Genomic DNA, 13,151 nt, shown 5'->3' on the forward strand with positions numbered 1-13,151 from the left:
ATTGTTTTATGATGTTTGTCCTAAACATAACAATTTTATTTTGAACTGACTATATAGAACAAATAATAATCTACTGTTGTGATAGCAAGGTTTTTTGTTTATATTATCTACGCCCTTAGGTATTGTGGCTAACAATATTTTATTTGGTTCAAAAAATATCGATTTGTGACATTCATCGTTGTATTTAATGATGAATACGTCATTCTTAGTTCTTAATAGTGAATAATATCTATTAAGGTTATATTTTTTATCTTACAGTTGGATTTATTATGAGCAAAAATACCGCCATTGATTTAGAAAACCTGAACGTTGATGAGCTACGTGCCATCACTGAAAATGCTCAGCAGCTTATTGCCAAAAAACAACATCAGCGTTTGTATGACGCTTATATGCAGTTTGAGAAAATTGCAGAAGACAGCAATGCCTCTATCGAAGAAATTCTAAAAGCTGGTGAAACGCTAGAGAAAAAACGCAGCATCAAGTATCGCAATACTGACAATAACGAAGAAACATGGACTGGCCGTGGTCGCAAGCCAACGTGGTTGGTTGAAGCGCTAGCAGCAGGTCGTAGTATCGAAGATTTTGCTATCTAGATAGTGTAGTGGTTAACAGGATGATGTCGGTTTAGATTTAGCAAGGTGCAATTTTTACCAAAGGCTATTTAAAATAAGCGCTTGTTTAAATAAGTTCTGTTTTAAAAAAGTACCATGTTACATCTACTCTGATCATCGGGCTTGTTTCTCATGATTTGTGTGCAATGATAGCGTTTGATCGTGATAGTCCTTTCGTCTTAGAAGCTTATAAAAGCCAGTATCTTTATTACCATTATTTTGGTAAAAAGATACTGGCTTTTTTTTCTGTCATCTGTATGCCATTGTTTGTTATGATAATGACGTTTTTGTCTTATATAAGAGTTATGCAACCGTGCCCCAAGTATCTGCGTCGTCTCATAAGCGCCCTCGTAAGCTGTGGTGGCTGGTTGGGTTTGTATTATTTGCATTATTTGCTGTGTTGCAAATGCCAGCGGCGTGGCTGCTTGAAAAGTATGCTCCCGAAACGCCTTATATACAGCATGTGTCGGGTAATTTATGGCAAGGCTCCGTTATCTGGCAGATGCCTTTAGCAGCGACACCGCTCACAGGTACGGCAGAATGGTCGTGGCAGCCATGGCATTTGTTATTGGGTAAGATAAGTGCAGAGGTCGATATCAATTCAGCACAAACTCGCCTCAATGGACAAGTAAAGATAGGCACCAGCTCATGGCAAGTGGATAATATGAGCGGCAAGGTAGCACCTGAGACGTTGGCAAGTTTGGTTGATTGGCAATTGCCCAATACACCGATTCAGGTCAATAATGTCTCGCTTGGCCGTCAGTCTGGTTCAAGTGCCGCCGCAGAAAACGCTTCAACAAAAAATCCATCTGGTTTTACTCAAGCCGATGGTCAGTTGACATGGGTCGGCGGTGAGATAGGTTATCCTAGCGGTGGCAAGGTTTTTTATCTGACCATGCCTGCGATGCGTGCTGAGTTAAGTGCCGAGCAAAAAAACAATAAAAACCTACTCCATATCAATTTATTAAACAATCAAGATAAGCGCTTGGGCGACTTATATATCGATGGCGATAATATGTTGGATGTCAGTTTGACGCAGCGTTTATTAGAAAGTATGCCTGAGTATAAAGGGCAAGCACCCCAAGATACGCCAGTTGTCAGTGTGCGTCAGCCGTTGCTAAGTGGGCTGGGGACACGCTAGATGATGAATGTTTCTACAACTTTAAAACCTGTGCTTAACACCCTTAATCGATTCTCAGGTTGGGTATTGTTATTGGCTGTTGCTTGGTTATGTTGGACAGCGGCTCGATTACTATGGTTGTTGCTCGCCGCACCATTGGCACCGATGTTGCCACCAGCAGCTTTGCAAAATACATCGGCATCTGGCAAGGACTATAGTGGATTATTTGCTATTTTTGCAGACCCTGATCCTATTGCAGCAGCAGTGCAGCCACCGCCCAATGTCAATCTCAAAGGCGTTCTGTTAGCAATGCCAGAGAGCATGTCCTCGGCACTACTGGATGTCAATGGTGAAGTGAAAAACTATCGAATCGGTGACGCGCTAAAAGACAGTGGCTATACCCTTGTCGCTGTCGATTGGAACTCGGTTGTCATCGCTGATGCTAGTGACAAGCAAACCGTCATTAGCATGCCAGCCGCGATGCCATTAGACCAAAGTGACATGATCGCAGGTGCCGTCAGTAATCAGCGCTTGCCAGAGAACAGCATGCTGCCTAACGCCCCTCAGCCTACACAAAATACTGAGGAGGAGTCCGCTGCGACAGGCAGTGACAGTAGCCCCCAGTCTGCTATCGATGAGGCGGTCACAGAATTGCAAGAAAACCCCGCCAGTTATTTGAGTAGGATGGGGGTTATGGCAGCAGGGGAAAGCTATCAAGTGACGCCTGCAATGCCAGCAAAGCTGCGTAATCGACTAGGGCTTGAGCCAGGTGATAAAGTGCTAACGGTTAATGGTCAAAGCGTGGGTAGTAATCCTGCCCAAGATGCTAGTGTGCTACAACAGGTACAGCAATCAGGTGAGGCGCAAATAGAGGTGCAACGCGGCGATCAAGTCATTACCATTCGTCAGCAGTTTTGAGCACAATAAATGGGTGAGAACTCTTATTTTAAGTAAACAAGTTTTAAGTAAACAAGTATTTAGATAGTGCCACTTAAATAATGCCATTGTGGGCAGAATGTTAAGTGAGCAAAGCAATCATTGAGCACCTTAGCACACAATAAATCCAGTACATACTAAGCGACATCACTGTAGGTAATCATCAATATGGTAAGTTTTCATAATTTTTCAGTCACGCCTCTGTACCATGTTTTGCAGCGCCTGATGCGCCTGTGTCGTCCTCTTTGCCTCGCCGTACCATTATGGGCTGCCAGTACGGGTCTTGCGAGTGCTGAGAGCTGGAAAGTCAACTTACAAGATGCCGATATCAAAGCCTTTATTAATGAGGTGGCAACCATCACTGACCAAAACTTTGTCCTTGATCCGCGTATCAATGGCAATGTGACGGTGATTTCCAACAAAGCCTTGTCGCGTGACGAAATCTATCAGCTGTTTTTGAGTGTGATGCAAGTCAACGGTATTGCAGCGATTGACTCGGGAACGACCATCAAATTGGTGCCAGATAATGTCGCCAAACAATCTGGCGTGGCTGTTGATTTACGCGGTGACAGTGTTGGTGAGGCGTTAGCTACTCGTGTTATTTATTTAACCAATACCCAAGCCGCAGAAGTGCTGGGTGTCATCCGTCCGCTTATGCCTCAATCAGCTCATGCCGCTGCCGTGCCTGGTGTCAATGCCTTGGTATTATCCGATCGTGCCGATAGTCTTAATCAGCTGACGTCGCTTATCCGCGATTTAGATAGCAACGTCAATGACAGTTTGCAAGTGGTACCACTACGTCACGTCGATGCTGAACGTATGATGGAATTGATTAGTGCCTTGGTTGCAAGCGCTGGTAGCGGGCAAGCACAAGGTGGTAATAACCAGCTTAAAGTTATCGCTGATACCTCTAGCGATAGATTGTTGGTGAAAGGCAGTCCGGAGATGATTGCTAAAGTCAAAGAGATGGTCAATCAATTGGATACCACGCCTACAAGGCGTTTGAGTGGTCTGCGCGTCTTTCGATTAAAATACGCCAGTGCAGGTCATATTGCAGATATGCTACGCGGATTGCTCGCCAATCAATCTATTAATAGCGCTGGAGCAACGTCCTCGTTAGAGTCGGCATCATTGAACGATTCCAGTAGCACGGGCGCTACTTTGACTAATGAGTCTAGCACTAACACAACGAACAATGCGACGACCTCAGCGACCTCTGGTGCCAATTCGAGTAGTGCTGGTACAGGTGTTGGCGGGCGACCTTTTAGTATTATCGCTGATGAAACCCAAAATGCCGTTATTGTCAATGCAGCACCTGAGCTAATGTTTGAGATTGAAGATGCGGTCAATCAGTTGGACAGTCGCCGCGCGCAAGTATTGATTCAAGCGGCTATTGTAGAAGTGTCAGGTGATGATGCGACCCAGCTTGGTGTTCAATGGGCGCTTGGCAATGCCAATAGCGGCTACGGAGTCGTAAACTTCAATAACGTAGGCGCGAGTGCTACAGCACTTGCTGCCGCGGCGTTGGGTGGCGGTGCCGCCAGTATCAGTGCAGCAGCAGGATCGATAGCTGGTGCTTTGATTGGTATTGGTGATAGCAGCAAAGACAGTCAGGGAAACACCCAGTTTTATGGGGCTATCTTGCAAGCGCTTGATTCTTCTACCAGTGCCAATCTGCTGTCTATGCCATCAATTTTGACATTGGACAACGAAAAAGCCAGTATTTTAGTGGGTCAAAACGTGCCTTTTGTGACAGGTTCCTTTACCACCAGTGGCAACGATTCTAGCAACCCCTTTCAAACCATTGATCGTCAGGATATTGGTATCAACCTAAATGTCATTCCTCATATTGGCGACAATGGCACCGTACGCTTGGAGGTCTCACAAGAAGTCTCATCGGTGGTACCGGGCAGTACGGGTAACGCCAGTGGTTTGATCACCAATAAAAGCCTCATCAATACGACGATTCTTGCTGATGATCAGCAGACCATTGCTCTCGGTGGCTTGATGCGTGAAAACAGCACCACGCGCCAACAAAAAGTCCCTGGCTTGGGTAATGTACCAGTCATTGGTCGACTGTTCCGCTCTGACAATGACACGACGCAAAAAAGCAACTTAATCATATTTTTACAGCCAACCATTTTACGTGATGGCAGGGCAGTCGCCAGTGTCACCGAACGTAAATTTAACCAAATGCGCGTCCTACAATTGGTCATTGATAAAAACGGTACCATTAAACAGCTGCCATTGAGCGGTACAGAAGGTTGGAATGGCGATGTTAGCGCAGATTATGAATTGATGCCGCTCAATCCCCTTGTTCCTAAGCGTGATCAGACACCAAAGTCTCAGTCTCAAGGTTTTACCAAAGTAGACAGTCCTAATAATGGTATGACAACTTATCCTTTAAACCGTTAAGAACTCAAAAAAGCGCTTTATTAATGATAGGTTAATAAAGCGCTCGCCTCCTATTCTTATAGCATGTAGAAACACGGTGTAATAAATAAACTACGCCGTACATTAGCTTGCGTATTCATAACACAGATAAACATAGCAGTTTTTATATCGCAGTATACTAATGAGTAATTGAGTAGTAAGTATGAACACTTGCTGATAAATATAGCAGATAATGATATAAAGGTAGGGGTGGAAGCAATGACAAGTCATACAAATGCTAAAAAGTGGTTTTTATTAGCAGTCGCTGCCACCTCCTTATTGGTGATTCCTCGGCGTAGCAGTCGACAAGCTGATACCAGAGCGTTAGATGGGAACAATGTATCAGATGAGCACTTAGATGAGCACAATGCAAAAGCCAATCATGATAATACTAATAGGGCGTGTTGAAGGTCTCTTTACTTATCAAAAGCTCTTTTGTTGATTGGCATTTTTTAACTGTCGAAATCATTTTAAATAAAGTTGCCATCCTAAAGTGTTCATTGACGTGATGATTGCTACAAAATGACAAATAATGTCTATTGAATGACAAATCATGGAATGCCTCGCTGAAAACTATTAATTTTGGAGTCTATCAATGACCCCTATCGCTTCACCTAAGATGATTAAACGGCCCTTACCTACTATTTATCCTCTCATTGACACGCATACTCATTTTGATGTCCCAATATTTGATGATGATAGAGAAATACTGACGCAGCAGGCTCACAATCAGGGGGTGCGCCATCTGGTATTAGTGGGTTATCTATATCAGCATTTTGAGCGGATGTATGAGACTGAGCGCCTGTTAAATGCGCTGTCATTACCTACGACAGCCAATGTCGATAGACAAAAAGTGTCAAATTTTAGTAGCCATATTGCGGTCGGTTTGCATCCTTTTTATATTAAACAACATACTGACGATCATTTAACCGCTATGGCAAAAAGGATTGCTGATAAACGCCCATTAGCAATCGGCGAGATTGGTTTAGACACCTTTACTGAGGCGATGAAAGCGCCTGACATATTTGCCAAACAAGTACGATTTTTTAAGGCACAATTGGACATGGCGGTGACTCATCAACTGCCAGTGATGCTGCATATTCGTAAAGCCCATGCAGAAGCGTTGGCCATACTAAAAGCGCATGATTACGATGCACACAAACTTGGCGGTATCGCGCATAGTTTTAGTGGTGGGACGCAAGAAGCCAAAGCATTTGTTAAGTTGGGATTTAAGCTTGGGGTTACTGGTCAAATCACTAATCCCAATGCTAAGAAACTGCGCCGCGCCATTCAAGCAGCGGTTGATAGCTATGGCGTTGAATGTTTGGTGATAGAAACGGATTGCCCTGATATGACGCCTATCATGTGCCAAATATCTGACCATGATTCATCAGTGCTAAATCAAAACTCAGACAGTGCACGGAGGAGTAAAGCCGTACATAATAGAAATGTACCTGCCAACTTACCATGGGTATTGCTAAGCTTGAGTGAGTTGCTTAATGTACCACCCGCCAGTCTTGCTAAGCAATTGTGGCACAACAGTTGCAGTGCTTTGCAAACAAAATGGAATTATCCGTTGTCGTAGTGCCACAGATTTTAGTCACTGACGGTTTATTGTATGGCTAGCCATTGATATGATAGTGAATGAGATAGCCGTGAATAAAGAAATTGACGTAATATAAGCGCCACCAAAATAATTTAAAAGAGCATTTAATCTGTTATGAGTGAAATACAACCATTTGAGCAAATAATGACAGAGTCCATTGGCACCGAAGACGTTACAAAGACAGAAGAGCTGAGCGAAGACAATGTGCAATATGAGCGCCGTTTTCAAGGTACGCGCACTCTTTATGGTACGACAGCTGTCACTACTTTTGCCGATGCGCATGTATACGTTATTGGCGTCGGAGGCGTTGGTTCTTGGGCAGCTGAGGCTTTGGCAAGAACGGCAGTGGGCACTATTACGTTGATCGATTTGGACGTGTTGGTTGCGTCCAATGTCAATCGGCAGTTGCCTGCACTAGACAGCACCTTTGGTGAGAGTAAAATTGCAGCGATGGCCACCCGTATTCGTGAAATTAATCCCAAAGTAACGCTAAACTTGATCGATGATTTTTTAACTGTAGAAAACGCCGCCACTTTATTGCCAAGTCGCGATGAAGCAAAAGCCGCTATCGCTCAAGGCAAACCTATGGTTGTTTTGGACTGCGTAGATGATATGAATGCCAAGCTTGCCATCGCGCTACATTGTCGTTTTAATAAATTAAAACTGGTTTGTGCAGGCGGCGCAGGTGGCAAGATAGACCCTAGTCAGATTAGGGTGAGCGACTTGCGTGACAGTTACCAAGATCCTTTACTTGCCAAATTACGCAATAAGCTGCGCCACGAAAAAGGCATTAATAGTACACTAAAAGAAAAGTTCGGGATCAAATGTGTCTACTCTACAGAGCCACCGCGTGTAGATAAGAGTTGTCAGACAGGTGGTTTGCAGTGTGGTGGTTACGGCTCAGCAGTAGTGGTCACATCGGTGGTTGCGATGATTATGGTGAGTGAAGCATTACAGTTATTAATAAAACAGACGGGCATCAAGCCGAGCGTTTGATCTTATTTAATGGAGTCTATCTTGTCTATATTTAACGCACCTAAACACAGCTACCCAGTGGCGGCAGATGAAGTAGAACGCATCAATAAGCTTAGGAAGTACCAGGTGCTCAATGACAATGATGAGCCTGCATTTAAGCGTCTAATTGATCTGGCAAAGCTATTTTTTGATGTACCAGTTGTGACCATTACTTTCATGGATGAAGAAACACAGTATCTAAAATCTGTCCAAGGACTGGGCGGTGTTTGCCGCACGACGCGTGAAGTGGCTATTTGCAATTATACCGTGCTTTCTAACGACGTCTTTGTAGTACCAGACTTGACCAAAGACAGTCGCTTTAGCCACAATCCCCTAGTGACAGAATCGCCATACCTACAGTTCTATGCTGGTGCGCCAATTATCTTGCATGAGGACAATAAAAGCTATCGTTTGGGCTCGCTGTGTGTGATGGATATGAAGCCCAATCATGACTTTGATGAGCAAAAAGAAAAGGTGTTGGCTCAATTTGCGATGATGGCGGCTGATGCCTTGCAGCTACAGGATAAGCAGCGTGATGCCAAACATGCCAATGAGATGAAATCAGACTTTTTGGCCAATATGAGTCATGAAATCCGCACACCGATGAATGGCATTATTGGTATGGTGGAGATGCTCGGTGAGACCAAACTTAGCAGTGAACAACAAGAATACGTGGACAATATCAAAGTTTCCAATGAGCATTTGATGGCGATCATTAACGGGATTTTAGATTTATCGAAAGTAGAATCTGGGAAAATGACCATTGATTCTATTCCTGTTAACTTATCCGCATTATGTAATGAGGTGGTCAGCCTCTTTGCTGTCAAAGCACGTCAGCGAGGGCTCATTTTAGACTACCATTATACCGAGTCGTTATCGCCCTATGTGCAAGGCGATCCGGTACGCCTCAAACAAATTTTAGCAAACCTTGTTAATAATGCGATTAAATTCACTCGTGAGGGTGGGCGAGTCACTATTGATGTCAAACATGTACCCAATTGTCATTGTGATGGTTTTGACGATGACAGCGCTGACCAATATCGCGCTCAAGGCATTTCAGCAAGTGATCTCAGCAAAATTACGGCTCAAGAAGCTATTAGTAATACCATCTATCATGAAGTCATGACCCTATGCATTGAAGTCACCGATACGGGTGTCGGCATCAAAGCTGAGTCATTGGATGCGATATTTGATGCTTATGACCAAGCAAATAAATTCACCCACCGTCTTTATGGTGGCACAGGTCTAGGACTCTCGGTTTGTAAGTCTTTGGTTGATTTGATGGGCGGTTATATCGATGTGGATAGCGAAGTGGGTGTGGGCACTACGTTCAGTGTTTTATTACCGCTACCGACTATTGATGAAAACCAGTATGAGATGTGGCAAGAGTCAAATGACTTTACGATGATTGAGCCGACCCATGAGCGTGCTGGTCATATATTGTTGGTTGAAGACGATACCGTCAATGCCATTATCGCTAAAAAAGCCCTGAATAATAGTGGTCATACGGTCACGCATGTCACTGATGGGCAGCAGGCTATTGAAATTTTTGCGCTCTCACCTGAGCGTTATGATGTCATTTTAATGGATCATCACATGCCTATTTTAGATGGCGTGCAGGCCACTATTAAATTGCATGAACTCTATGATCCTCAATCATTACCACCTATTATTGCGTTGACCGCCAATGCAATGGATGGTGAGCGTGAAAAGTATTTAAAAGTTGGGATGCAAGATTACTGTACCAAGCCTTTCAAACAAGAGCAGTTGAATGCATTGGTACAATATTGGCTGATACAGAAACACTCATCAGAAGAGTAGCGGTTTGGTAGATATTTATAGAAGGTTATCCATCATCGCTGTCATCAATGGCGACAGTTCATCCACTATAAAAAACCACAGCGCTGACCTTGTTTGACATACCCCATATCGACTTTTACTCGGTTGCTTTGGAATACTTTTCAATCAAATTAACTACAGAGACAATATCAAAGACAATATTCATAAATAAAAAAAGCTGAACCGCTTTATCAGTGGTTCAGCTTTTTTGTGGAATAACAGCTAGAGGCTAACTGTTAAGTTCTATTATATAAGTCCTATTATGTCGAGCGCTATGACTTTTATATACTATTGGCTAACGCGAGTTTGATAGTCACCTGTGCGAGTATCAACACGTACGACTTCTTCTTGTTGTACAAACAATGGCACACGGACGACAGCACCTGTCTCTAACTTGGCAGGTTTGCCGCCACCACCTGAAGTATCACCACGCACACCAGGATCTGTTTCAGTGATTTGCAACTCAACAAAGTTAGGCGGTGTTACTGAAAGAGGAGTACCGTTGAATAAAGTGATGGTACATAGTGCATTGCTGTTTTCTTTTAGCCACTTTATTGAATCGCCCATCGCTGTTTTGTCCGCTTGAATCTGCTCAAAACTTTCAGGGTGCATGAAATGCCAAAACTCACCATCGTTATATAGATAGTTCATTTCAGTGTCCATGACATCAGCAGCTTCTAAGCTATCGCCTGACTTAAAGGTTTGTTCCAATACTTTACCACTACGAAGGTTGCGCAATTTAACACGGTTAAAGGCTTGACCTTTACCTGGTTTGACAAACTCATTTTCAAGAATGGCACAAGGGTTGCCATCAAGCATGACTTTTAAACCAGCTTTAAATTCATTAGTAGAAAAACTTGCCACAAGAAACTCCTAGGGGTTATAAATAGGGTGGTAGATAAGGGAATGAATAGCTTGCTGCGTTAAAATCGCTTATTACGCTAAGTGTTTAAAGGATAGGTCGTATGCTTTGATAGGCTACGCACTAAGCGCGTATAATAGCGACTTTTGGGCACAGGTATTAGGTTGTCATGATAAACCATTTAATCACACAAAAAAACTGGCAAACGCAATTATCCGAGGCCATTACGTCTATCGATGAGCTGTTAAGCATCCTAAAGCTAGAATCATTGCGTGCAGAGGTTTATGTGCCTAGGCATTTTGAGCTGCGTGTACCACGTGGATTTGTGGCAAAAATGAGTATCGGCGATAGCAATGATCCTTTACTGAGACAAGTATTGCCTGATCAGCGCGAGCAAATCAAGGTAACGGGCTATGTGGCGGATCCCTTGAGCGAGAATACGCAAAACCCAGTCAAGGGTATGCTGCATAAGTACCAATCCAGAGTATTATTGACCGTGACAGGTGCTTGTGCCATTCATTGTCGTTACTGTTTCCGTCAGCATTTTGACTATAGTGCCAATATGCCGACGGCTGATGCCAAAGAAAATATCATTGATTACATTACCGCACACCCTGAGATTAATGAGGTGATTTTGAGTGGCGGTGATCCACTGAATGTGACAAATAGACGCCTGTTTGCTTGGCTAGATACTTTAGAGTCACTCCCGCAATTGACCACTATTCGCTTACATACGCGCTTGCCGCTGGTCATACCATCGCGTTTGGATGATGCGTTATTGACCAGACTGTCTCAAAGTCGCTGTCATATTGTGATGGTCATACACTGTAATCATGCCAATGAAATCGATGCCTTAACAGCAGAGCATCTGCAACGTGCTCGAGCGGCTGGCATCACTTTATTGAATCAAGCGGTGCTATTAAAAGGCATCAATGATAGCGTTGAAGTTCAGACTCAATTAAGCCAACGTTTATTTTCCGCTGGTGTGTTGCCTTATTATTTGCACGTACTGGATAAAGTGGCTGGTGCCGCACATTTCGATAATGATGAACGCTTCGCAATTGAGCTGTATTGGTCATTGTTGGGAGCACTCCCTGGTTACCTGGTACCCAAGCTGGTGAGAGAGCTACCAAATAAACCTTTCAAAGTACCGATTGATATTTACAATGATCGTTAATATAGGCACTATGATATATTGAAAAATTAGTGAACAAAGCGTGGTTTTTAGAAGATGGGCGTGCGGTTAGATGATGCTATAGAACTTAATCGTTACTAAAAATGGGTGCTGTCGATTTTGATGGTTGCTGCTGATTTGTATCTTTTATCTTGTATTGTTGCATACGGCATGGTTGAATATTTGCCTCCTGCCAAGTTACTCAAGGTTACTAGGAATACTGATGATAACTTTATCGACGTTTCAAGAGCACCTATCTTCTACAGAGGCATTGCCACTAGTTTCTAAGCGATCCGCTAATGGCCAAGAAGGTTATTTGCTAAAATTGTTGGCAGCGTTACCTTCGCAAACGCAAGCACAGCAAGCTGAACAATTGGCAAAAATACTTACGGTACTACGCGTGGCCAATATAGATGAGTCGCAACGTCTTACCCTTATGGCGACGGTGATAGACGCCTCAGATCAGTTAATTGCCACTTTGCGACAGTCTTATATTTATGAGACAGGTGCGCTTAGCGACATTCAAATGGGTTATGTGGCTCAAATAAAGTCGCTATATTATTCAATGATTATGGTCTATGACAGAGTGATACGTCATAAAATCTCATTACTCAATAATCAGCGAAAATATGCTGCAAGTAATGGCTGGCAGCGCTATTTTAATGGTGATAAGTCTTCATCAACGACACTCGCCATTGCTATTTACCAGACGCTGCTGATGTACCAGAAGCTATTGGGCGAAGAAGCACTGTGCTATCAAAAACCCTCATCTTACTTATGGCACAAAATCAATCAGCTGTCTTACCTTGCTTATCAGTACCATGCGGCTGAGATTAATATGAGTGTTACGGCAGGCACCCAGCGTGCCAAGACGGTTCATCAGCTGTATTGCCAAATTTGTTTATACAGTCTATTAAATGTACGTGCCATGCGTCGTCCCAATATTCTGCTCGTCCAACGTTTGTTACCTGAATGGGCTAAGCATATCGTTGCGACGATTGAGCCAACCACCGAGACCCGCGTGTTCGTTGATTTACAAAGTGACAATCCACCAACTTACCTGACGGCCAGCTCTACAATTAACCCATACGACGATCGCTATCACTGTTTATTTATAGAAATTGCCCCGCTGGTTGAGTATCTTAAACGACGCAAACAGGCTTTAGTTAAGGAAGGGGGTGATGGCGTTGAGAGTCACTTGCTTAATAAAATAGCGATGACGCTCAATTACCGCTATTTACAGCCGCCGCTTACCCTAGCGACTAAACATAGTGCGAAAGAAGACGCTGTTTTGATTACGGGTTTTAATAATATCCATTATCGGGTGAGCCATTCGCATAGCTTTACCAGTTTAATCGCTATAAAAGAGTTACCAGATGAGCAGCGTCCTCGTTATGATACCGTGAATAAAAAACAAGACAGCAGCCACGTATTAGCCAGTGAAACCTTTGATCGTAATGATGATTTGTCACTATTTCGCACCCTGCGACTATCATCAACAGTAGATACTTTAAATAAAGACCGCTTTCATAAAGATGGCTTTCATAAAAACAGTG

General features: G+C 43.4%; 11 protein-coding genes. 10 read left to right on the forward strand and 1 reads right to left on the reverse strand.

Annotated elements, in window-relative coordinates; translation table 11 throughout:
• The first annotated feature begins 269 nt into the window (after window positions 1-269).
• From I3252_RS13100 to I3252_RS13135, 8 genes are all read left to right on the forward strand, one after another.
• Window positions 270-593 carry an H-NS histone family protein gene (locus tag I3252_RS13100; protein WP_045453321.1) on the forward strand — a complete coding sequence of 108 codons (324 nt, stop codon included), beginning with the start codon at window positions 270-272 and terminating at the stop codon, window positions 591-593.
• A gap of 331 nt (window positions 594-924) precedes the next feature.
• The gene (gene gspN, locus I3252_RS13105) at window positions 925-1,752 is read left to right on the forward strand and encodes a type II secretion system protein N (protein WP_238035542.1); all 828 of its coding nucleotides are present in this window, start codon (window positions 925-927) and stop codon (window positions 1,750-1,752) included.
• On the forward strand, window positions 1,753-2,649 hold the full coding sequence (locus I3252_RS13110) for a type II secretion system protein N (protein ID WP_238035544.1): 897 nt from the start codon (window positions 1,753-1,755) through the stop codon (window positions 2,647-2,649).
• A gap of 186 nt (window positions 2,650-2,835) precedes the next feature.
• Window positions 2,836-5,082, forward strand: coding sequence for a type II secretion system secretin GspD (gene gspD / locus I3252_RS13115; RefSeq protein WP_238035546.1), 2,247 nt, complete (start codon window positions 2,836-2,838; stop codon window positions 5,080-5,082).
• 237 nt (window positions 5,083-5,319) lie between these two features.
• Window positions 5,320-5,508 (forward strand): hypothetical protein, encoded by a 189-nt coding sequence (locus tag I3252_RS13120; RefSeq protein WP_238035548.1) that lies wholly within the window; start codon window positions 5,320-5,322, stop codon window positions 5,506-5,508.
• A 187-nt stretch (window positions 5,509-5,695) separates the two neighbouring features.
• Window positions 5,696-6,685, forward strand: a complete 990-nt coding sequence (locus I3252_RS13125; RefSeq protein ID WP_238035550.1) for a TatD family hydrolase — start codon at window positions 5,696-5,698, stop codon at window positions 6,683-6,685.
• 165 nt (window positions 6,686-6,850) lie between these two features.
• Window positions 6,851-7,702 (forward strand): ThiF family adenylyltransferase, encoded by an 852-nt coding sequence (locus tag I3252_RS13130; RefSeq protein ID WP_238035572.1) that lies wholly within the window; start codon window positions 6,851-6,853, stop codon window positions 7,700-7,702.
• A gap of 21 nt (window positions 7,703-7,723) precedes the next feature.
• Window positions 7,724-9,541: a GAF domain-containing hybrid sensor histidine kinase/response regulator gene (locus I3252_RS13135; RefSeq protein WP_238035552.1), complete on the forward strand. Its 1,818-nt coding sequence runs from the start codon at window positions 7,724-7,726 to the stop codon at window positions 9,539-9,541.
• A 306-nt stretch (window positions 9,542-9,847) separates the two neighbouring features.
• Here I3252_RS13135 and efp read toward each other — a convergent pair whose 3' ends face one another.
• The gene (efp, locus tag I3252_RS13140; RefSeq protein WP_045444336.1) at window positions 9,848-10,423 is read right to left on the reverse strand and encodes an elongation factor P; all 576 of its coding nucleotides are present in this window, start codon (window positions 10,421-10,423) and stop codon (window positions 9,848-9,850) included.
• 167 nt (window positions 10,424-10,590) lie between these two features.
• On the opposite strand from efp, the gene epmB reads away from it, so the two are divergent.
• Window positions 10,591-11,598: an EF-P beta-lysylation protein EpmB gene (gene epmB, locus I3252_RS13145; protein WP_238035553.1), complete on the forward strand. Its 1,008-nt coding sequence runs from the start codon at window positions 10,591-10,593 to the stop codon at window positions 11,596-11,598.
• A gap of 220 nt (window positions 11,599-11,818) precedes the next feature.
• Window positions 11,819-13,151 (forward strand): hypothetical protein (locus I3252_RS13150; RefSeq protein WP_238035555.1); only part of this gene is annotated, 1,333 nt, incomplete at its 3' end.

It is taken from the genome of Psychrobacter sp. Ps4, from assembly GCF_022129285.1.
GTDB classification, from domain to species: Bacteria; Pseudomonadota; Gammaproteobacteria; order Pseudomonadales; family Moraxellaceae; genus Psychrobacter; species Psychrobacter immobilis_A.